Annotated in this window: 15 protein-coding genes; 6 read left to right on the forward strand and 9 right to left on the reverse strand. The window is 63.0% G+C overall.

From position 1 onward, the window contains the following. Positions 1-41 precede the first annotated feature (41 nt). Positions 42-2,186, reverse strand: coding sequence for a TonB-dependent siderophore receptor (locus tag EB233_RS05800; RefSeq protein ID WP_064991125.1), 2,145 nt, complete (start codon positions 2,184-2,186; stop codon positions 42-44). Between the two features lie 298 nt (positions 2,187-2,484). Here EB233_RS05800 and EB233_RS05805 point away from each other — a divergent pair, with 298 nt between their 5' ends. After that, the gene (locus tag EB233_RS05805; protein ID WP_064991126.1) at positions 2,485-3,861 is read left to right on the forward strand and encodes an MFS transporter; all 1,377 of its coding nucleotides are present in this window, start codon (positions 2,485-2,487) and stop codon (positions 3,859-3,861) included. Positions 3,862-3,902: 41 nt separating this feature from the next. Here the strand turns inward: EB233_RS05805 and purH are convergent, their stop codons facing one another. From purH to htpX, 4 genes are all read right to left on the reverse strand, one after another. Next, entirely contained in the window at positions 3,903-5,519 is a 1,617-nt protein-coding gene (gene purH, locus EB233_RS05810; protein ID WP_064991127.1) for a bifunctional phosphoribosylaminoimidazolecarboxamide formyltransferase/IMP cyclohydrolase, read from the reverse strand. A gap of 93 nt (positions 5,520-5,612) precedes the next feature. Beyond that, positions 5,613-7,337, reverse strand: a complete 1,725-nt coding sequence (locus EB233_RS05815) for a heparinase II/III family protein (RefSeq protein WP_027053093.1) — start codon at positions 7,335-7,337, stop codon at positions 5,613-5,615. Positions 7,338-7,570: 233 nt separating this feature from the next. Further along, positions 7,571-8,947 carry an RsmB/NOP family class I SAM-dependent RNA methyltransferase gene (locus EB233_RS05820; RefSeq protein WP_064991128.1) on the reverse strand — a complete coding sequence of 459 codons (1,377 nt, stop codon included), beginning with the start codon at positions 8,945-8,947 and terminating at the stop codon, positions 7,571-7,573. Further along, on the reverse strand, positions 8,938-9,954 hold the full coding sequence (gene htpX / locus EB233_RS05825) for a zinc metalloprotease HtpX (protein WP_064991129.1): 1,017 nt from the start codon (positions 9,952-9,954) through the stop codon (positions 8,938-8,940). The genes EB233_RS05820 and htpX overlap by 10 nt, the downstream gene beginning before the upstream one ends. 105 nt (positions 9,955-10,059) lie before the next feature. Here htpX and EB233_RS05830 point away from each other — a divergent pair, with 105 nt between their 5' ends. Further along, positions 10,060-10,281 (forward strand): DUF1674 domain-containing protein, encoded by a 222-nt coding sequence (locus tag EB233_RS05830; RefSeq protein ID WP_064991130.1) that lies wholly within the window; start codon positions 10,060-10,062, stop codon positions 10,279-10,281. A 165-nt stretch (positions 10,282-10,446) separates the two neighbouring features. Here the strand turns inward: EB233_RS05830 and EB233_RS05835 are convergent, their stop codons facing one another. After that, positions 10,447-11,112, reverse strand: coding sequence for an HAD-IA family hydrolase (locus EB233_RS05835; protein ID WP_064991131.1), 666 nt, complete (start codon positions 11,110-11,112; stop codon positions 10,447-10,449). A gap of 167 nt (positions 11,113-11,279) precedes the next feature. Between EB233_RS05835 and EB233_RS05840 the strand changes: the two genes are divergently transcribed. The 3 genes from EB233_RS05840 to EB233_RS05850 all read left to right on the forward strand — a co-directional run bounded on the left by EB233_RS05840 (position 11,280) and on the right by EB233_RS05850 (position 15,643). Continuing rightward, positions 11,280-12,149: a transglutaminase-like domain-containing protein gene (locus tag EB233_RS05840; RefSeq protein WP_027053088.1), complete on the forward strand. Its 870-nt coding sequence runs from the start codon at positions 11,280-11,282 to the stop codon at positions 12,147-12,149. A gap of 380 nt (positions 12,150-12,529) precedes the next feature. Then, entirely contained in the window at positions 12,530-14,008 is a 1,479-nt protein-coding gene (locus EB233_RS05845; RefSeq protein ID WP_064991132.1) for a TadE/TadG family type IV pilus assembly protein, read from the forward strand. Positions 14,009-14,380: 372 nt separating this feature from the next. Next, entirely contained in the window at positions 14,381-15,643 is a 1,263-nt protein-coding gene (locus EB233_RS05850) for an SAM-dependent methyltransferase (protein ID WP_064991133.1), read from the forward strand. On the opposite strand, the gene EB233_RS05855 is transcribed toward EB233_RS05850, so the two are convergent. Together EB233_RS05855 and acs are read right to left on the reverse strand one after the other, a co-directional pair. Further along, positions 15,644-16,393: an MOSC domain-containing protein gene (locus EB233_RS05855; protein WP_064991134.1), complete on the reverse strand. Its 750-nt coding sequence runs from the start codon at positions 16,391-16,393 to the stop codon at positions 15,644-15,646. Beyond that, positions 16,393-18,348: an acetate--CoA ligase gene (gene acs, locus EB233_RS05860; RefSeq protein ID WP_064991135.1), complete on the reverse strand. Its 1,956-nt coding sequence runs from the start codon at positions 18,346-18,348 to the stop codon at positions 16,393-16,395. The genes EB233_RS05855 and acs overlap by 1 nt, the downstream gene beginning before the upstream one ends. 315 nt (positions 18,349-18,663) lie before the next feature. Here acs and EB233_RS05865 point away from each other — a divergent pair, with 315 nt between their 5' ends. Continuing rightward, a complete protein-coding gene (locus tag EB233_RS05865; protein WP_064991136.1) occupies positions 18,664-18,936 on the forward strand; it encodes an usg protein in 273 nt (90 codons plus the stop codon). A gap of 160 nt (positions 18,937-19,096) precedes the next feature. Here the strand turns inward: EB233_RS05865 and EB233_RS05870 are convergent, their stop codons facing one another. Continuing rightward, positions 19,097-20,131, reverse strand: coding sequence for an aldo/keto reductase (locus EB233_RS05870; protein ID WP_064991137.1), 1,035 nt, complete (start codon positions 20,129-20,131; stop codon positions 19,097-19,099). Positions 20,132-20,145 lie beyond the last annotated feature (14 nt).

The raw sequence follows: 20,145 nt of genomic DNA on the forward strand, positions 1-20,145 counted from the left end.
CTCGGATGCGTGTGGTTCTTCTTGCTCAGCGATCAGCAAGCTCACCAGGAATATCGGAGCGTGCTGACGACCTTGAGCCGGTCGCCGTAATACTCGGTCCCGTAATAGCTGGTTGTCACATATTTCCGGTCGAACAGGTTGGTTGCGTTCACGGCTAACGTCACGTCCTTCGTCACCTTGTAGTCTATGGCGGCGTCAACGACCGCGTAGCCGCCAACCGAAACCGTGTTCGCGTCATCGCCCCAGGTCTGTCCAATATAGCGCAGCCCGCCGCCAATGGTCAGGTCGCCACGCCGTCCTTCCCCGCGAAGCGTATAGGCGAGCCAGGCCGATGCCAGATGGCGAGGAACGCGCTGCGGCCGGTTGCCGATGTTCCCGCCAATGCCGTCCTCCAGGATTTCGGCATCCCAGTAGGAATAGGCAAGTGTCAAATTGAGGTCGTCCGTGACGGCGGCCTTGCCTTCGAGTTCGATGCCGCGGACGCCGACCTTGCCGATCTGCTGCTGGATCACGGGCGTGACATAGGTCGGCACATTGGTTTGGGTCAGGTCGAAGATCGCGGCCGTGAACAGGCCCTCAAAGCCGTCGGGCTTGTACTTGATGCCCGCCTCATACTGCTTGCCCTCCTGAGGCTTCAGCGAACCCGAGACCGCGTATCCGTTGGCGCTTGGCGCCACGAGCGGCTGGAAACTTTCCGAATAGTTGGCGTAGACCGCGAGATTCGGCGTGAACTTGTAGGTCAGGCCGGCACGCTTGGTGAAGGCGGATGCCGTATCGTCGTCCTGCGTTCCCGAGTCGAGATAGTCGGCGATCGTATGGACACGGTCCCAGCGCCCGCCGAGGGTGACGATCCAGCGGTCGTCAAACGTCAATTGCTCCTGGGCATAGACGCCCACCGCCTGCTGCTTGACCCGCCAGTTCACGTAGGGGCCAAGATTGATGCAGGACAGACCGCAATAGGTCGGATTGTCGATGTCGATGGGACCGGCGGTGCCGAACAGGATCTTTTCACGGGTGTTGTCGTCGGCGTAGTCGAGGCCGACGAGCGTCTTGCTGTCGATCCCGTCCCAGCCTGTATCGTATTGCAGCTGATTGTCGGCGGCAAAGCGGTTGGACATGCCGTCGACGGAAAATGACGTGCGGTCCGCGGTGGGATCAAGCGACGCGCCGTAGACCTCGGCATAGTCGAGGCTCAAATGCGTGTAGCGGGCATTGGAGCGGAATGTCAGGTTCTCGTTGAACTCATACTCGAACTGGTAGCCGAGATCGGCCTGCTCGGTGTTGAAGCGGTTGAAATCCGGCTCGCCCAGGAATGTGTTGATGTCGATATTGGCACCGGTCGGAAAGCCGCGTGCGCCTGTGCCGTCTCGCTTGTAGTAGTCGGTCAGGATGGTGAGCGACGTTCCTTCCTCGGGTTTGATGGTCAAGGCAGGCGCGATGTAAAGTCGATCATCGTTGGAATAATCCCATCCCTGATCGCCATCCTTGGCTAGTCCGGTGAGCCGATAGGTCCACACACCATCGGGATCGATCGGCCCGCCAAAATCGACACCCACCTCTTTGGTGCCGTCACCATAAGATGTGTAAATCTCCCCCTGCTTCTGATCCGGCGGCCGCTTGGTGATTGCATTGACCAGTCCGCCAGGGCCGTTCAGACCAAAAAGCGTCGATGTCGATCCCTTCAGAACCTCCACGCGCTGAAGCCCATAGGGTTCGAGCCGGGTGGCGGTGAACCAGGCAGGAATGCGCGCCGCCAAACCATCACGATAGGTACCGAGTGATGTCTGGTCGAAACCGCGGATACGAATATAGTCGTACCGGTCGTCGCTGCCGAATTCGTCGGTGAGGACGCTGGACGTGTAGGCCACCGCCTGCTGAAGGCTTTCCACATGGCGCGCCTCCAGCTCCTTCTGGGTGACAACTGAAACCGAGGCGGGAACATCGACAATTGGCGTGTCGGTCTTGGTGCCGGTCGCGGTGTCCCTGGCGACGATGGTCGGATCAGGCCCGACAACACGATCCGACTTGCCATCGATGATGATCGTTTGCAATTCGGTCGCATCGCCTGTCGAATTGTCCTGGGCCCAGCCGGTTCCCGCCAAGCCAAACGACACCGTCAGCAATGCGCTGCTTGTAATCAATAATCTTGCCCGCGTGTGCATCGATGCTCGCCGACCAACTGTCATCGCGTATCCCCTGTCAGACCAAAATCGAGCGGCTTGACGGACCTCCCTTCCGGTTCCGCTCGAGCGCAATTAGTCAAACTGGATAAAAATAGTCAACTTAATAATCAGGAATTCGTGGCGATCCCGTCATTGATGGCCAGACCTGAAACGCGCCGCATCTGGAGGGCGCCCGTGCTCTCGTCCACGCGGAAATGAAGGTGCCAAACCGATGAACGGCGGCTCAAGCGCCTGTTCGTTTGCACGGTCATGAAAAACATGCAGACATGGCGCCGGTCGCGGGCGGAGCCGAGGAATCAGCATGGCGGTAGAGACAGTGCAGCGGGCGTCCGGGCGCGGCATCTGGGGGTGGATGTTCTTCGACTGGGCGGCGCAGCCGTTCTTCACGGTCGTCACCACCTTCATCTTCGGCCCCTACTTCGTTTCGCGCATGGCTGGCGATCCCAACACCGGCCAGGCGGTCTGGGGCTATGGCATCGCCGCCGCCGGGCTGGTCATCGCCGTGCTGTCGCCGATCCTCGGCTCGATCGCCGACCAGACCGGGCCGCGCAAGCCGTGGATCGCCTTCTTCGCGGCGATCAAGATCACCAGCCTCACCCTGCTCTGGTTCGCGGCGCCCGGCTCGAACCTGTTCCTGATCGTGGCGCTGTTTTCGCTGGCCTCGGTGGCGGCGGAGTTCTCCACCGTGTTCAACGATTCGATGATGCCGCGGCTGGTGCCGAAGAGCGAGATAGGCCGTATCTCCAACATGGCCTGGGGCCTTGGCTATCTCGGCGGCATGATCGCGCTGATCTTCGTCGTCACTTGCCTGGCCGGCTCGCTGGAGACCGGCAAGACGATCATCGGCATCACCCCGCTGTTCGGGCTCGATCCGCGGTTGGGCGAGGATGCGCGCGCCACCGGGCCGCTGTCGGCCGGCTGGTACTTCCTGTTCATCCTGCCGATGTTCTTCTTCACCCCGGACGCCATCAAGGGCATTCCGATCGGGCCGGCGGTGCGGGAAGGCCTGTCGGAACTGAAATCCACGCTGGCCGAGGTGCGCAAGCGCGGCGGCATCTTCCGCTTCCTCGTCGCCCGTATGATCTACCAGGACGGCGTCAACGCCCTGCTGGCGCTCGGCGGCACCTTCGCGGCGGGCATGTTCCACTGGTCGATCACCGAGATCGGCATGTTCGGCATCATCCTCAATGTCGTCGCCATCTTCGGCTGCTGGATCGCCGCCCGCCTCGACACCGCGCTCGGCTCCAAGGCGGTGGTGATGATTTCGCTGGTCATGCTGTCCGTCGCCACCGTCGGCGTCGTCTCGACCGGCCCGGGCTTCACGCTGCTCGGCCTGATCCAGCTTTCGACCACCGATTCAGGCGGGCTGTTCGGCACGGCGGCCGAGAAGGCCTACATCCTGTACGGCCTGCTGATCGGCCTGGCTTTCGGCCCCGTGCAGGCGTCGTCCCGCTCCTACATGGCGCGCAGCGTCACGGCGGCGGAATCCGGCCGCTATTTCGGAATCTATGCGCTGGCCGGCCGCGCGACCAGCTTCCTGGCGCCGTTCATGGTGGCAACCATCACCGCGACCAGCGGCTCGGCGCGGCTCGGCATGGCGGCGATTATTCTGTTCCTCGGCATCGGCATGGCGATTTTGGTCAGGACGCCATATCCGGCTGACCGGCCGGTGGAGTAGCGTTTCTGCCTTCTCCCACAACGGGAGAAGGCAAGAGCTGCTCAGTGGCGGAAATGCCGTACGCCCGTAAACACCATGGCGATGCCATGCTCATCGGCAGCAGCGATTACGTCCTTGTCGTTCATCGAACCGCCGGGCTGAATCACGGCGGTGGCGCCGGCCGCGACGGCGGCTAGCAGGCCGTCGGCGAAGGGGAAGAAGGCGTCGGAGGCGACCACCGAGCCCTTGGTCAGTGGTTGCGCCATGCCGGCCGCTTCCGCCGCGTCGAGCGCCTTGCGGGCGGCGATGCGGGAGGAATCGACACGGCTCATCTGGCCGGCGCCGATGCCGACGGTGGCGCCGTCCTTTGCGTAGACGATGGCGTTCGACTTGACGTGCTTGGCAACGCGGAAAGCGAATTTGAGATCGGCCATTTCCTGCGGCGTCGGCGCGCGCTTGGTGACCACCTTCAGGTCGAGGTCGTCGACGACGGCGTTGTCGCGGCCTTGGACAAGCAGCCCGCCGGCAACCGACTTGACCGTCGTGCCTGGCGAACGCGGATCCGGCAGGCCGCCGGTGACCAGGAGACGCAGGTTCTTCTTCGCCGCGACGATTGCCGCCGCCTCGTCGGTCGCGTCGGGCGCGATGATGACCTCGGTGAAGGTTTTCACGATGTCCTCCGCCGCGTCGGCGTCGAGGGTGCGGTTCACTGCGACGATGCCGCCGAAGGCCGAGACCGGGTCGCATGCGAGCGCCTTGGCATAGGCTGCTTTAAGCGACGTGCCCTCGGCGACGCCGCAGGGGTTGGCGTGCTTGATGATGGCGACGGCGGCCGAGCGGGCAGGATCGAACTCGCCGGCCAGTTCGAAGGCGGCGTCGGTGTCGTTGATGTTGTTGTAGGACAGCTGCTTGCCCTGCAGTTGCCGTGCTGTCGCGACGCCCGGGCGCTTGTCGCCATTGACGTAGAAGCCGGCGCTCTGGTGCGGGTTTTCTCCGTAGCGCATCACCTCGGTCAGCCTGCCGCCGAAAGCGCGCCAGGTCGGATGCTCGATCTCCAGCGCCTCGGCGAACCAGCCGGAAATCGCCGCGTCGTAGCTCGCGGTGCGGGCAAAGGCCTTTGCCGCCAGCTTCTTGCGGAAGTCCAGCGACAGCGAGCCGATGTTCATCTCCAGCGCGTTCAGCACCGAGGCATAGTCGCTCGGGTCGGTGACGATGGCGACATAGGCGTGGTTCTTGGCCGAGGCGCGGATCATCGCCGGGCCGCCAATGTCGATGTTTTCGACGATCGCGGCATAGTCGGCGCCGGAGCGGCGGACTTCCTCGAACGGATAGAGGTTGGAGACGAGGAGATCGATCGGTTCGATGCGGTGTTTGCGCATCGCCGCCGCATGTTCGGGGTCGTCGCGCACGCCAAGCAGCGCGCCGTGCACGGACGGATGCAGCGTCTTGACGCGGCCATCCATGATCTCGGGAAAGTCGGTGAGCTCGGCGACGTCACGCACCGGCAGGCCGGCCTCGGCGATCGCCTTGGCTGTGCCGCCGGTCGAGACCAGTTCGACACCGGCGGCGGCCAAGCCCTTGGCGAAGTCGATGAGGCCGGTCTTGTCGAAAACGGAGAGCAAGGCACGGCGGACGGGAACGAGGTCCGGTGCGGGAATGTTCTTGGCGGCGACGGCCATGGCTGGCGGCCTTTCACGGCTGGAGGGGCAAGCCCGCGCCGTAGCACATGACATCGGGAAATCAAACCGGAAGCGCCGCCGCGGCCGATACGATCAGTTGTTTTCCGGATAGCCCGCGACTTTGGTGCGTGTCAGTTGCCAATGGACCTCCGACACATCCGAGGCCTTGAAGGCCAGCACGATCTGCCGGCTGCGGCGTGGGCCGCCGAGACCGGCGAAATAGATCGATTCCTCCACCTCGGGCACCACTTCATTCGCCGTGAACACCCAGCTGTCGGCTTGGTCGGCGGTCAGCACTAGGCGGTCGTGTTCATCCTGCAAAAGATCGATGTCAGGGTGAAGGTGGAAGCGCACGGTGATGAAGTCCCGGCCATTGTTGCGGATCGCGGCATTGCCGGGGCGCAGGAAACGGTCCCTGCCGGCCAGCACGTTGCCGTTCGTCGACAGTTTCAGTTCGCGCTCATGCAGGAAGCCGAAGCGCGGGACATAGCCATCATGGCGGGCGATGAAGCCGTGAACGCCCTTCTGGTCGATGCGTTTGCACTGAACATGCTGCGGGCCGCCGATCAGCGGCGAGCCAAGCAGGTCGTTGACCCGTATCGAATGGCTGAAGCGTGCCGAGGACGTGTCGTTGATGGTGGCGGTCGAGTGCGCGGCGGTGGCGCGGGCGAGCGGCCGGAATTCGGCGGCGCCATAGGTGTCGATGCCGGCGTTGACGATATAGTGCTGGCGGCCGGACGACAGTTCGAAGGCGAGGCAGCCGGCATGCGCGGCGTTGGAAACGTCGATCGGCGGCGGCAGGCCGGTGTCGGCAATGACGGTGACCCCACCCATCGACAGCCGCTCATAACCCGAATGCGGCGCGTGCAGCAGCGGCGCGCCGGCGGTGTCGTCATGGCGCAATATGGTGGCGATGCGGTCATGGATGGTGGCGCCCATGCCGTTGAAGCGGGCGAGGCTGCCGTCCTGATGGCGGAAGAAGCGCAGCGCAGGCAGCATGCGGTCGATGGCACCGATCAGCGCCTGCGGCGGGGTTTCCGCCTGGTTGGCATAGGTCTGTCGCAGCGGCAAAAGGTCGGCGAGGATTTCCAGCACCGCCATCGGATTGCGTGAGATATGGCCGCCATCGGCAAGGATCTGACGGTTGAGTTCCTCGGCGAGATTGCGGGTGGCGCCGCGTAGCGCCGAAGCCGGCGCCGGCAGGGAGAGCGCGGCGAAGGCCAGCGCGATGCGGGCGCGCAGCCTGTCCTTGCCGTCGGGCATTTCGCGCGCCATCGACCTGAGGTAGCGGATCTGGACGGCCAGTGATTTCAGGAAGGCGCGATAGAAAGGGAATTCGGCGCCCTGCAGCACCACCGAGGAATGCTGCAGCCAGGCAATTATGCGCTTTGCCGTCGTCCCGGGTTCCCAGGCGATACCGGCAATGTTGTTTCCGTGCATGGTGATCCAGTCGGACACAAGCGCGCGGGCGTTGGCGGCGGCAAGTTCGGTGCCGGCGGCGCGCATGTGGCGCAGCCAGCGAAAACCATGCAGCGTCTTCTGCCAGCCACGATTGGGGACGTTGATCTGGAACGGCGACTTGCCACCGGTTTCGACCAGATGTCCTGACAAGGGATAGCGGCCGTAATAGATCTCGAGCGCGATCTGCGGGTCGGCGAGGCGCAGGTCCGGTGGCGCGATCAGGACGCGTTCGGGCGTACGGCCGGAATAGCGCCAGCGATAGATCGGACCGGCACGCAGGCGCCGGCGCGTCTTGCGCCAGAACTCCTTCGCGACCAGCGTCCACAGACGCGTCGTGTTGCTGGCAGCCAGTGCCAAAAGCCCTCCTGGTCGTCCTCTACCCCGGCGCGGAGTTTACATGATTGAACGAGTCGTGCGAAGGCGAATTCCTGGGAATGGGTCCGATGCCCCATACCCTCCCTAAAAAAGTCAGCAAATTCTGCCGGTTAAGTCAAATGGCGCCGCACCGGCCGGTCGGATGCGACGCGATTTGTTTTTGCTCTATGCAGGTCGTTATCCCCAAAACCGCTACGCACTTTGGGCGTCATGCATTAGCCGGCTCGCCGCATGCGCGCCGCGAAGAAGCCGTCCAGGCCCGAGCGTTGCGGTGCACCGAGGTCAAGATCGGCGGGCGTGGTGCGCAGCGTGCCTTGCGCCGTGAGGAACGAATCGATGCCGGCAATCTCGCCTTGTCGCAGCGGATCATCGACGACATCAGGCGTCCCTTCGAGGAAAGCGCGATAAAGATCCTCGCCTTCGCGAGGGTCGAGCGAACAGTTGGAAAAGACGATCCGGCCGCTGGGCTTGACCAGCGTGACGGCGCGGGCAAGCAATCGCCTTTGCAGGTCGGCGAGTTTTTCGACATCGGCCGCCGTCTTGGTCCACGGCACGTCGGGATGCCGGCGTACCGTGCCGGTCGACGAGCACGGCGCGTCGAGAAGCACGGCGTCGAACAGCTCTTCCGGCTGGTATTTGAGGAGGTCGGCGTGGACGATGTCGGCCGACAAGCCGAGACGGCCGAGATTCTGCGCCAGCCGTGCCAGCCGGTTCTTCGAGGTGTCGACGGCGGTAACCCTGGCACCGGCGAGGATGAGCTGCGCGGTCTTGCCGCCGGGCGCGGCGCAGAGATCGGCGATGCGCATTCCGCCGACATCGCCGAACAGCCGTGCCGGCAAGCTGGCCGCCGCATCCTGAACCCACCAGGCACCTTCCGCGAAGCCGGGCAATTCGGTGACGGCCCCGACAAGGTTTTCCACGCGCAGCGTGCCGGTCGGCAGCACGATGCCGCCGAGCTTTTCGGCCCACAGCTCGGGATCGGCCTTGACCGAAAAGTCCACCGGCGCTTCGTAACGGTGCGCGGCGAGGATTTGCCTGGCTTTATCCTCGCCATAGGCGGTCTTCAGCCGGTCGGAAAACCATTTTGGCGCCTCGTCGGTGGTGGCAAGGGCGGCCGGCAGTTCAGTTTCCTTGGCCCGCGCCAGCGTGCGCAGCACGCCGTTGACGAGGCCTGAAAAACGCTGGGTGCGGGGATCGGACTTGGCGTGCGTCACCGCGAGGTCGACGGCGGCGCTGTCGGGAATGTCGAGGAACAGGATCTGCGCGGCCGCCACATGCAGTATGTGCGACAAAGCGGTGGCGTTGGGTGGAAGCGGCTTTTCTAGACGCTGCGCCAAAAGCCCCGTGATGGTCATGCGGAAGCGCAGCGCCGTGACCAGGATGGCGCGCACCAGGCCACGGTCACGCAAATCGAGCGCCTTGTATTGCGGGTGGCCGTTCTCGTGGTCGGTCAGGCCGTCGAGCGGCGTCCTGGCGTCGATGACGGCGGCAAGCAGCCGCGCCGCCGCCTTGCGCGCGGCGAGGCCTGCAACGAATTCGTGTTCCTGATCGCCTGAGGCTGGACGTCTTGGTGCTGCCACGCTCACGACCACCGGCCCTTGGGCCCGGTCGGATTACGACCCCACGGATTGGATTTGGGCTCAGCCGGCTGATCGGGTTGCGCCGCCTGGCCCCACGGGCCCGAGGGCCTCTGCTCCTCGTCCGCCTGCCGGGGCGTCGTGTTCCGAGTGGGGGCGGGCCTGACGTCACCTTCACCCATCTGCCGCGCCATCTCCTGCAAGGCGGCAATGCGGTTGTCGGTGCTCGGGTGGGTGGAGAAGAGGCTGTCCATGCGCTCGCCGTGCAAGGGATTGATGATGAAGAGATGCGCCATCGCGGGATTGCGCTCGGCATCAGGGTTGGGAATGCGTTCTGCCCCGCGTGCGATCTTGTCAAGGGCGGATGCCAGCCAAAGGGGGTGTCCACAGATTTCGGCGCCGCGCCGGTCGGCCTCGTATTCGCGGGTGCGGCTGACCGCCATCTGCACGATCATGGCGGCGAACGGCGCCACGATCATCGCCGCCATCACGCCGACAAAGCCGAACGGGTTGTTGTTGTTACGGTTGCCGCCCAGGAAAAAGGCGAAATTACCGAGCATCGAGATGGCGCCGGCCAAGGTGGCGACGATGGTCATGGTCAGCGTATCGCGATGCTGGACGTGGGCAAGCTCATGCGCCATCACGGCCGCGACCTCTTCATGGGTCAGCCGCTGCAACAGGCCGGTGGAGGCGGCGACCGCCGCGTTCTGCGGGTTGCGGCCGGTGGCGAAGGCGTTCGGCTGCGGGTTGTCGATCAGATAGGTCCTGGGCATCGGAAGTCCGGCTTGCTTGGCCAGCGCCTGGACGATGGCGTAATATTCCGGCGCATTCTTCTCGTCGACCTCGACGGCGCGGTTCATCGACAGCACCATCTTGTCGGCGTTCCAGTAGCTGAACAGATTGGTGCCGGCGGCGATCACCAGCGCGATCATCATGCCGACCGAACCGCCGATCAGGAAGCCAACGCCCATGAACAGCGCCGTCATCGCGGCCAGAAGCATGGCGGTGCGCAATGTGTTCATCGTCTGCTCCTGTCCAGATCGCGGTGAAAGGGGGTCGATCGTCTCGGGTTCATGGCTATATGATGGGAAACGCTCGCCCCTGTTTCAATCTTCGGGGAATATCGCATGACCGACGAACTCAATAAAACGCCTGCCGAAACTGATGGCGACACCTCGCCGAAGGAGCTTCCGCCCGCCGCCCGCCGCGCGCTGGCCGAGGCGGACGCACGGCGGACCGAGTATAGCAAGTCGGAGGCCGCCCTGCCGAAAGAGATCGGCGGCCGCGGCGGCAAGGAACCCGGCCGCTATGGCGACTGGGAAGTCAAAGGCCTGACCAGCGACTTTTAGAATGTGTCGACATTCAGGTGAGGTCGGCCTGCAAATGGCGGCTCCCTGCGCTTCCCCGTTCTACTGCGTCGCAGTAGAACGGTGCTCACGTACTTTAAGTACGCTCCGCTCCGGTTCTCGGGAACCACCATTTTCGACTCGGCCTCACCTGAATCTCAACACATTCTAGGCGGCGTTGCGCTGTGGCTCGATCGCTAGCCAGCCGCGCTCGTCGAGGGTGATGCTGACATTTTCATAGCCGGCAATCGCAACATGCGGCGTTTGCATCGGGTGCGCGTGGGTGGCGTTGATGACCATGACCGATGCTTGCGCCGCCTCGGCCGCGGCGATACCGGCCGGAGCGTCCTCGAACACCAGGCAGTCGCGTGCGTCGAAGCCCAAGCGTGTTGCGCCAAGCTGAAAACAGTCGGGCGCGGGCTTGCCACGGGAAACGTCTTCCGCGGCGACGATGACCGCGGGGACAGGAATGCCTGCGGCCCTCATGCGTGCAAGCGCCAACGAACGTGGTGCCGAGGTAACGATCGCCCAGCTTTCCCCTGGCAGCGCCTCGAGAAACGCGATGGCGCCGGGGATCGGGAGAATGCCATCCAGATCGGCGGCCTCGGCCTTCAACAGCAAGTCGGCCTCATACGCCGGGTCGACGCCTGGAAGCGCGAGGTTGGTGATGGTTTCGATTGCCCGTACGCCGTGGATCGTCGGCAGGAAGGCGGCGACGTCCAGGCCGTGGCGGCGCGCCCAATGGCTCCACACCCGCTCCGCCGAGGCGATGGAATTGATGAGGGTGCCGTCCATATCGAAAAGGAAGGCGGCGAATTTTCTGCCAACAAACATGATTTTCCTTGGAATCCGGGGTGCGTGTCGAGGGAGGGTGCAACCGTAACGTCAAGGCGCGGACATGGAAAGGCGCGGGGCGTATTTTGCGGCGATACAGGGAACCACCGCCACCTTGCGACGTTTGACCGGACCACCCCAATCCCATGAACCAAGGGACGCCGCCAATGCTGATCCGCCTCGGCTACGAAATCGCCATTGAATGTACCGAGGCCACTCCGGTGATCTCGCTGCTTGAGATCCACAAGGACAGGCAGGCCGATATCAAGCGCCAGACTCGTGTTCTCACATCGCCTTCGGTGCCGACCAAGCTCTACCACGACCTGCACGGCAATGGCTGCCGCCGCTTCACCGCGCCTGCCGGTACCTTTCGCATCCTCTACGATGCGGTCGTCGAGGACAGCGGCGAGACGGACGAGGTCAATACGCTGGCCAGGGAGATGCCGGTGGCGGAATTGCCAGACGAGGTGCTCGGCTATCTCCTCGGCAGCCGCTACTGCGAGACGGATCATCTCAGCAGTCTCGCCTGGCAGCTGTTCGGCCATCTGCCGTCCGGCTGGGCGCGGGTGCAGGCAATCGTCGATTATGTCCACAACCGGCTGTCGTTCGGCTACGGCTATGCCCGTTCGACCCGTACGGCGGCGCAGGCGCATGAGGAACGGGTCGGCGTCTGCCGCGACTTCGCCCATCTGGCGATCACGCTGTGCCGCTGCATGAACATTCCGGCGCGCTATGTGAACGGCTATCTCGGCGACATCGGCGTGCCGGCCGATCCGGCGCCGATGGACTTCTCGGCCTGGATGGAGGTGTTCCTCGACGGCAAGTGGTACACGTTCGATCCACGGCACAACACGCCCAGAATCGGCCGTGTCGTCATCGCGCGCGGCCGCGACGCCACCGACGTGCCCCTTCTGCACAGTTTCGGCCCGCATAGGCTCGCCCTGTTCAAGGTGTGGACCTATGAACAGGAAGGCCGGGTGTTCAATCCGCCCCATCACGGCATCGACAGGACGGTCAGCGCGCAGATGCTGGCTTGATGCATGTCGCCCAAAAGTGATCTCGGTTTTGAGTGAACGACGTGCGTGAGAAGGTTGTGCCGATATTAGAGAAGATTTTGGCCTGGAGCTGGATCGGCACTCACAGAAGCTAATCCTGCTTCGCTCTGGCACAGGTTGCGATGTGCCGTCCCGGGACGTGTCGCGTATCCTGTGCCGCAGGACGCGATGTCTTGGTAAGTGCTTCGTAAATGACAGACTCGCATTGTGACGGCATTTACCGATCATTTACCTTCAATAGACAAGAAAATAAAGCAAAAACAATAGTTTGATGTTTTGTGGCCAATCAGCCATCGCATCCGGCTGGAATCCTGCATTGCCCTCATCGCGGCGACGAGGCCGAGGCAAGCGGAGGCTGTAGGATGCGAAATTATGGGGGTCTTGTTCACGCGTTCGGCGGGTTCGCCAGACACAGCGGTGGAAATTTCGCGGTCCTGTTCGGCTTTGCTGCCTCGGTCTTGGCGCTAGCCGCCGGCTTCTCGGTCAACATCTCGCAGCTCTACAACGCCAGATCGAGCCTGCAGGGCATCGTCGACGCCGCGGTGACATCGACAGCGCGTGACCTGACGACCGGGGTCATCAAGGAAGCCGATGCCAACAAGGCGGTGCAGGCCTTTCTCGTGGCCAACAGCGCGGCGGGCATTCTGCAGCCCGACCAGATCGTGCTCGACAAGCTCACCGTCGACAGGACCGCGAACACCGTGCAGGCGGATGTGCATGTCGACGTCAGCCTTTATTTTCCGCTGTTCGGCACCAGCGACATGCGGCGCGTCGGTGCTTCCACCACGGCACTCTATTCGGACAAGCAGGTCGAGGTCGCCATGATGCTCGACATCACGGGATCGATGGCGAAACGAGGCAATGTCGACAAGATCGGCGATCTGAAGGCAGCTGCGAGAAACGCCGTCCAGACGATGCTCCAGAACCAGGATCCGAAGAACCCCCGCATCCGGGTCGCGATTGTGCCTTACGCATCCGGCGTGAACGCCGGCAAGTTGGCGGAAAATGTCTACGCCGAGAAACAGGGGAGCTCTGATCTGCCACCGGTCGCCGGCAGTTCGCTACTCGTCGCAAAGACGGGCAAGACGACATTACCCTCCTTCAGCGACTACATATCCATTATTGGTGCGGCAATGCCAAAGCCCGACAATTGCACGACCGAAAGGAAGGACAAGAACGGCAATGCCGATTTGAGTGCCGACGGCCCGGACACGGTTCGCACCGACAAGAACGGCAAGAATTACTATGCCTTGGTCAACCGGGATGATCATCTGGGTGTTGGGAGCATGAACAGATGCCCTGACGCGGAGGTGATCCCGCTGACGGCTGATTCTGGCGCATTGCTTGATTCGATCGATGTCTTCCGGGCCAATGGTTATACGGCCGGCGCGATCGCCATCCAGTGGACCTATTATATGCTGTCGCCGCAATGGCGGGCTGCGATCAAGAATGCCGGTCTCGGCAACGGCGCCTCGGATACCAATGCGAAGAAGATTGCTAAGGTCGCGATCCTGATGACTGATGGCCAGTTCAATACCGCCTTCGCCGGAGCGGGGGGGAACTACAACAGCCAGGGCAACCTTGCACGTGGCAACGCCGAAACGCTGTGCGGCAACATGAAAAGTGATGGCATCGAGATTTTCACCATCGGCTTCGATCTGAACGACAAGGACATGTCGCCGACCGAGCGGGACCAGGCAAAGGCGGTGCTGAAGGGCTGTTCGTCGAAAGACGCCTCCGCTTCGGAGAGGCATTATTTCGAGGTGTCCACCGGAGTGGAATTGGACGCCGCCTTCCAGGAAATCATCCGCAACACCGAAAAGGTCGCACTGACCCAGTAATTCGCCAAAAGGAAAAGGCCGCCGCTTCTTTCGAAGCCGGCGGCCTTCCGTGTTTCCGTCCATGGCGCGGCCTGTGGCGGCAACCCCTTCGGGTTACCTGCCGCGCATCTCGCGCCTTAACGGGAAGACTGCTTCCCGAAAGTGCAATCCGCTGAGGCCACGTTCTGGAAAACGAAATCACTCGACATCGGATCACCTCCTTTCGATTTGTTGAACACATCCTCATGATGGGGTGCGTCGCAGCAAATGACAAGGTGCCGTGCTGAAAAAGGCATTTCCGCCGGAAAATGCGGTCCTGCCAGATCCTTGCAAGACTTGCGATCGGCGGCCCGACCGGACAAGATCGTCCTATCGGGCCGTGGGGGAACGAGTATGGAAGCCACTGAGAGAGCCGCGCGCATCGTTCGCACCGTGATCGGGGCGCTGAAGCCGGGCTTTGCCGTCAGACTGTGGACCGGGGAGCGGATCGGTCCGGCCAGCGGCCCGGTGCTTGCCATCAACGATCAGGATATCGTCTGGCAACTGGCCCGCCGGCCAAACTTCGCGACGCTGCTCGAAATGTGGATTTCCAAGACGATCGACGTCGAGGGCGGGTCGCTGTTCGACCTCTATGCCCTGCCGTCGCAAGGCAAGCTGAGGCTGAAGGCGTTGCCGAAGCTGGCGATCCTGCGCGATCTGCCCGCCGTCCTGTTCTCGCGGCGCCAGATGACGAAACGGACCGATCTGGCCGGCCGCAATCCTTTCGTCAGCGGGTCGAACAAGCAGGCGATCGAACATCACTACGATATTTCGAATGCCTTCTACCGGCTCTTCCTCGACGAACGCATGGTCTATACCTGCGCCTATTTCACCGATTTCGCCGATGGCATCGACCAGGCGCAGAAAGACAAGCTCGACCATATCTGCCGCAAGCTCAGGCTGAAGCCGGGCGACCGGCTGCTCGACATAGGCTGCGGCTGGGGAGCGATGCTGATCCATGCCGCCAAGCATTATGGCGCCATCGGCCATGGTGTCTCGCTGTCCGAGGAGCAGACCCGGCTGGCGCGCGAGCGCATCCGCGCCGAGGGGTTGGAGGACAAGATCACCATCGACATCAAGTCCTACACCGAACTCGACGGCAGCTATGACAAGATCTCGTCGATCGGCATGTTCGAGGCGGTCGGGCTCGCCAATCACGCCACCTATTTCTCGACCGTCCACCGGCTGTTGAAGCCGGGCGGCATCTATCTGCACCATGCCATCACCAGGCGCGGCAAGGGCGGCACGCGCAAGACGCTGCGCAAGGGCGCCGAATACAAGGCGCTGATCAAATACATCTTCCCCGGCGGCGAGGTCGACACGATCGGCATGACGCTGGGCAATCTCGAGGCGCACGGCTTTCTCGTCGCCGACGTCGAGAACCTGCGCGAGCATTATGCCCGCACCTGCAGGCTGTGGGCCGAGCGCCTGCAGGCCCGCTTCGACGAGGCCATCGCCGAAGTCGGCGAGCCCAAGGCACGGCTGTGGCTGCTTTACCTGACCGGCTGCTCGATCACCTTCGATCGCGGTTCTGCGCAGATCTTCCAGACCGTCGCCACCAAGCGCGCGCGCGGGCCTAGCGGCCTGCCGCCAACTCGGGCGGACCTTTACCGGTAGCTACAGGAAACGCATCGAGTCGCCGACCTTGATTCCGGCCGGGTGGTCGACCGTACAGTAGACACCGAGGTTGTGGGCGTTGTGGCGGACCAGATTGCGCAGGATAGCGGGATCGTGCTCGAAGCCGTCCTGGGCGATGATGGTGAAGCCGCAGCGACGGCATGGTTCGGAAATCGTCAGCAGCAATTCGCCGATGGCGAGCTTGCGGCCGATCCATTCCGTCTCCGGAAACGAGCCTTCGACCTCAGCGATGTCGATCACGATGTTGGGGCGGAAGCGGCGCGGGTCGGCCGCCCCGTCCGGATGCAGCGCCTTCAGACGTGCCAGCGATGCCGTGGTCAACAGATGGATCGGCGCCTTGCTGTAGCGGGCGGCGGTGACCGGGCCGGCATAGGCCGGCGGCGCATTCTCCTGGCCGAACGGCCGGATCGAGGCCGCGAAGCCAAGATAGGCCGATATAGCGCGATCGCACTCGGCGCCGGGTGCGCTCAGCCAGTCGCCGTCAGGGACGGCGATCTCAAGGTCGCGATCATTGGTCAACCGGGTGCGAATGCGCGGCACCTTGTGCCATTTCGCCTCGCGGTCGGGCCGCGCGATCTCGTTGTCGCGGATATCGACGAGGCCGAACATGCGGTCGCCTTCGATGCCCGCCGGTCCGACCAGGATGGCGTCCTGGCGCTCGCCGGCGAGCGAACTCGCCGGATAGCGCCAGAGCTGGCTGACGGTGCCCAATGCCGTGTCGTCCCGCATCAGCCCTTCTTGTTCTGCCGGTTGGCGATGAGGTCGTCGACGACGGCCGGATCCGCGAGTGTCGAGGTGTCGCCGAGGGCGGCAAAATCGTCCTCGGCGATCTTGCGCAGGATGCGGCGCATGATCTTGCCGGAACGGGTCTTGGGCAAGCCCGGCGCGAACTGGATCTTGTCGGGCGAGGCGATGGCGCCGATCTCCTTGCGGACATGGGCGATGAGTTCCTTGCGCAGTTCCTCGGTCGGCTCGTGGCCCTTCATCAAGGTGACGTAGCTGTAGATGCCCTGGCCCTTGATGTCGTGGGGATAGCCGACGACGGCGGCCTCGGAAACCTTCTCGTGGCTGACCAGCGCCGATTCGACTTCGGCCGTGCCCATGCGATGGCCGGAGACGTTGATGACGTCGTCGACGCGGCCGGTGATCCAGTAATAGCCGTCGGCGTCGCGGCGGCAGCCGTCACCGGTGAAGTACTTGCCCTTGTAGGTCGAAAAATAGGTCTGCACGAAGCGGTCGTGATCGCCATAGACGGTGCGCATCTGGCCTGGCCAGGAATCGGTGATGCAGAGATTGCCGTCCGCCGCCCCTTCCAGCACCTTGCCCTCACCGTCGACCAGCTGCGGCTGGACGCCGAAGAAGGGCCGCGTCGCCGAACCCGCCTTGAGGTCGGTGGCGCCCGGCAGCGGCGTGATCAGGATGCCGCCGGTCTCGGTCTGCCACCAGGTGTCGACGATCGGCACCTTGCCATTGCCGACGACGTTGAAATACCACTCCCAGGCTTCCGGATTGATCGGCTCGCCGACCGAACCCAGCACGCGCAGCGACTTGCGGGACGTCTTCTTCACGGGGTCATTGCCGGCGCCCATCAGCGCGCGCAATGCAGTCGGCGCGGTATAGAAGATGTTGACCTTGTGCTTGTCGATGACTTCCCAGAAGCGCGACTGCGACGGGTAGTTCGGCACGCCCTCGAACATCAGCGTGGTGGCGCCGTTGGCGAGCGGCCCGTAGACGATGTAGCTGTGGCCGGTGACCCAGCCGACATCGGCGGTGCACCAGTAGATGTCGCCGTCATGGTAGTCGAAGACATATTGGTGGGTCATCGAGGCGTAGACGAGATAGCCGGCGGTGGTGTGCAGCACGCCCTTCGGCTTGCCGGTCGAGCCCGAGGTGTAAAGGATGAACAGCGGATCCTCCGCCTTCATCTTCTCCGGCTTGCACTCGGCCTTAACCGTCGCGACCTCGTCGTGGTACCAGAGGTCGCGGCCAGGCGCCCAGCCGATCTTGCCGCCGGTGCGGCGCACGACGACGACATTCTTGACCATGACGTGGTGCCTGGCGGCGATGTCGATGGCCTTGTCGGTGTTTTCCTTAAGCGGGATCGGCTTGCCGCCGCGCAGGCCCTCGTCAGCGGTGATGACGAAGGTCGATTCGCAGTCGACGATGCGGCCGGCCAGCGCGTCCGGCGAAAAGCCGCCGAAGACGATCGAATGGATGGCGCCGATACGCGTGCAGGCGAGCATCGCATAGGCGGCTTCCGGGATCATCGGCATGTAGATGGTGACGCGGTCGCCCTTCTTGACGCCGTGCTTCTTCATCACATTGGCGAGCCGGCAGACTTGCTCGTGGAGCTCGTTATAGGTGATCTTCTTGTCGTCGTAGGGGTTGTCGCCTTCCCAGATTATGGCTGTCTGGTCGCCGCGCTTCTTCAGGTGGCGGTCGATGCAGTTGTAGGAAACGTTGGTCAGCCCGTCCTCGAACCACTTGATCGAGACCTTGCCGTCGAAAGAGGTATTCTTGACCTTGCTGAAAGGCTTGAACCAGTCGATGCGCTTGCCGTGCTTGCCCCAAAACTTGTCCGGGTTCTTGATGCTGTCGGCATACCATTTCAGGTAGGTGTCATTGTCGATCAGCGCATTCTTCTTCCACGCCGGCTGGACGCGATGGACATGAACCTCGGACATTCCTGATTTTCCTCCCGAAGAAATCCGCAGGCTTGAAACGCCGGCGGGATCGCGGCGAAGCGGCCGCGAATTCGGCGGCATTATTACCAGTTCCGGCGTGACGGCAACATTAGACGTTGGATTCGCGCGGCGGGATGCCGCAGGGAGCTAATCCACGACTGTCAGCACTCGAATAGGTTCGCTGCTAAGCGCATGTTTTCTCATGCTAAAGCCGGTTTTGATGAAGAAAAAATCAATAGACGGTTAATCAACGGCGCGCACAATAACCCATGGGAGGAAAGGAGAATCAACCAAGGGACCGCCAAGGGGACCGCAATGCGCGACCATGCCGAAATGGACCTGATGCTTAGGGGCTATGGCTTGACCACGGCCAAGATTCTTTATCATTTCCCCGACCATCCGCACCTCCTGCAGAGCTTCATCTGGCAGGACTACGATATCGCTCCGAAGTTTCCGGTGCTGATCAAATTCATCGAATTCTGGAAAGCCAAGCTCGACGGGCCGCTGCACTCGGTCTGCTACACGCATCAGAAGCTGATCGCGCCGAATGAATGGCGCAAGGTCGATGGCGAGTTCGTGCTGCACTAAGGCGCGCCGATATTCAGGTGAGGCCGGCCTGCGAATGGCGGCTTCCTGCGCTTCCGGTGCTCACGTACTTCAAGTACGCTCCGCTCCGGTTCTCGGAACCCACCATTCTCGACTCGGCCTGACCTGAATCTCAACACGCCTTAACTTCGGCGCGTGGTGCTCACACCGCCGGCGGGTTGAGCCTGGCAAAGCCCTCCTGCCGCCGATAAGGGAAATACGGATAGGGCGCGGTGACCTCGCTTGCCGCGTCGAGTTTTTTCACCTGATCCGGCGTCAGTGACCAGCCGACGGCGCCGAGGTTCTGGCGCAACTGTTCCTCGTTGCGGGCACCGATGATGACCGAGGAAACGGTCGGGCGCTGCAACAGCCAGTTGATGGCGATCTGCGGCACGGTCTTGCCGGTTTCCTGCGCCACCACGTCCAGCGCATCCATCACCCGGTAGAGATGTTCGTCCTCGACCGGCGGACCGAAGCTTGCGGTGTCATGCAACCGGCTCTTTTCCGGCAGAGGCTGGCCGCGGCGGATCTTGCCGGTCAGCCGGCCCCAGCCGAGCGGGCTCCACACCAGCGCGCCGACACCCTGGTCGAGGCCGAGCGGCATCAACTCCCATTCATAGTCGCGGCCGACCAGCGAATAGTAGACCTGATGGGCGGCGTAGCGCGGATAGCCATGCTTGTCGGCCTCGGCCAACGACTTCATCACTTGCCAGCCGGAGAAGTTGGAGACGCCGACATAGCGCAGCTTGCCCGCGCGGATAAGATCGTCCAGCGTCGACAGCACCTCCTCGATCGGCGTGCCTGCGTCGAAGGCGTGCAGTTGCAAAAGGTCGATGTAATCGGTGCCGAGGCGCTTCAGCGCGGCGTCCACGGACTTGATCAGCCGCGAGCGCGAAGAACCGTAATCGGCTGGCCCGTCGCCCATGGGCAAGGACGTCTTGGTCGAGATCAGCACCGCGTCGCGGCGGCCCTTGATGGCTTCACCGAGCACTTCTTCCGAAGCGCCGTTCGAATAGACATCCGCCGTGTCGAACAGATTGACGCCGGCTTCGAGGCAGATGTCGACCAGCCGGCGCGCCTCTTGCGCGTCGCTGTTGCCCCATGCGCCGAACAGTGGCCCGGAACCGCCAAAGGTTCCCGCGCCAAACGAAAGTGCGGGCACTTTCAGGCCCGATGCGCCGAGACGTCGATAGTCCATTCTTCTTCTCCTTA

Source organism: Mesorhizobium erdmanii (assembly GCF_013170725.1).
GTDB lineage: Bacteria > Pseudomonadota > Alphaproteobacteria > Rhizobiales > Rhizobiaceae > Mesorhizobium > Mesorhizobium erdmanii.

Bases quoted from the DNA above. Each gene is read 5' to 3' on its own strand.
- EB233_RS05865 (WP_064991136.1), top strand. From the start codon at position 18,664: ATGCGCGACCATGCCGAAATGGACCTGATGCTTAGGGGCTATGGCTTG.
- htpX (WP_064991129.1), bottom strand. From the start codon at position 9,954: ATGAACACATTGCGCACCGCCATGCTTCTGGCCGCGATGACGGCGCTG.
- purH (WP_064991127.1), bottom strand. From the start codon at position 5,519: ATGGCCGTCGCCGCCAAGAACATTCCCGCACCGGACCTCGTTCCCGTC.
- EB233_RS05835 (WP_064991131.1), bottom strand. From the start codon at position 11,112: ATGTTTGTTGGCAGAAAATTCGCCGCCTTCCTTTTCGATATGGACGGC.
- EB233_RS05805 (WP_064991126.1), top strand. From the start codon at position 2,485: ATGGCGGTAGAGACAGTGCAGCGGGCGTCCGGGCGCGGCATCTGGGGG.
- EB233_RS05855 (WP_064991134.1), bottom strand. From the start codon at position 16,393: ATGCGGGACGACACGGCATTGGGCACCGTCAGCCAGCTCTGGCGCTAT.
- EB233_RS05800 (WP_064991125.1), bottom strand. From the start codon at position 2,186: ATGACAGTTGGTCGGCGAGCATCGATGCACACGCGGGCAAGATTATTG.
- EB233_RS05845 (WP_064991132.1), top strand. From the start codon at position 12,530: ATGCGAAATTATGGGGGTCTTGTTCACGCGTTCGGCGGGTTCGCCAGA.
- acs (WP_064991135.1), bottom strand. From the start codon at position 18,348: ATGTCCGAGGTTCATGTCCATCGCGTCCAGCCGGCGTGGAAGAAGAAT.
- EB233_RS05840 (WP_027053088.1), top strand. From the start codon at position 11,280: ATGCTGATCCGCCTCGGCTACGAAATCGCCATTGAATGTACCGAGGCC.
- EB233_RS05830 (WP_064991130.1), top strand. From the start codon at position 10,060: ATGACCGACGAACTCAATAAAACGCCTGCCGAAACTGATGGCGACACC.
- EB233_RS05850 (WP_064991133.1), top strand. From the start codon at position 14,381: ATGGAAGCCACTGAGAGAGCCGCGCGCATCGTTCGCACCGTGATCGGG.
- EB233_RS05870 (WP_064991137.1), bottom strand. From the start codon at position 20,131: ATGGACTATCGACGTCTCGGCGCATCGGGCCTGAAAGTGCCCGCACTT.